Source organism: Candidatus Pantoea deserta, from assembly GCF_003813865.1.
GTDB classification, from domain to species: domain Bacteria; phylum Pseudomonadota; class Gammaproteobacteria; order Enterobacterales; family Enterobacteriaceae; genus Pantoea; species Pantoea deserta.
The window spans coordinates 1-968 of record NZ_RMVG01000063.1 but is presented as its reverse complement, the minus strand read 5'-3'; the positions used below and the strand labels follow the sequence as shown (position 1 = coordinate 968).

Here is a 968-nt window from a genome sequence, read left to right as displayed (position 1 = left end):
CGCCTCCTCCTCCTGTTAAGGTCCGGCTGCCGATCCGCACGGAGACTTCAGGATGAAGACCACACATACGCCGCATGACGCCATCTTTAAAACCTTTCTCGCCCGGCTGGAAACCGCCCGCGATTTTATCACCCTTCATCTGCCGCCTGCGCTGCTGGATTCCTGCGACCTGACCACGCTCAGGCAGGAATCCGGCAGCTTTGTCGAAGAGAGCCTGCGACCTTACTTCAGCGATGTGTGCTATTCGCTGAAAGCTCAGCGCGGCGACGGCTACCTCTACGTGTTGATTGAACATCAGAGTTCTCCGGACAGGCTGATGGCCTTTCGCCTGATGCGCTACGCCATTGCCGTGATGCAGCGCCACCTCGATGCGGGTCATAAAGACCTGCCGCTGGTCATTCCGATACTGTTTTATCATGGCAGACGCAGCCCCTGGCCCTACAGCATGTCCTGGCCGGGCCTGTTCAACGAGCCGGAAACCGCCGCCGCGGTTTACAGCAGTCCGTTTCCGCTGGTCGATGTCACCCTCATCCCCGATGAAGAGATTATGCGGCACCGCCACATGGCGGCGCTGACGTTTGTGCAAAAACATATCCGCCTGCGTAATCTGGATGAAAAGCTGCATCAGATAGCCCTGCTCCTGGACGATGAATTTTTAACCGGACAACAGCGACATGCCCTGGTAAACTATCTCGCTCAGACAGGTGAAACGGCGGATGCAGCGACCTTTATCGTTAAGCTGGCGCAGCATACGCCACAACATAAGGATGAACTGATGACAATCGCACAACAGCTTGAACAGATTGGCAGAGAAAAAGGATTGCAGGAGGGACTGCAGGAAGGCTTGCTGGAAGGCTTTCGCGAAGCCAGCCTGAAGATCGCCCGTAACCTGCTTGATAATGGCATGGACGTGCTAACCGTGATGAAAATGACGGGCCTGACGGAAGAAGAAATTAATCAGCTCGACC

The 968-nt window shown here is 55.6% G+C and carries 1 protein-coding gene; it reads left to right on the top strand.

From position 1 onward, the window contains the following. Window positions 1–52 precede the first annotated feature (52 nt). The coding region (locus BBB56_RS23410) for an Rpn family recombination-promoting nuclease/putative transposase (RefSeq protein WP_123803272.1) at window positions 53–968 on the top strand (916 nt) is incomplete at its 3' end.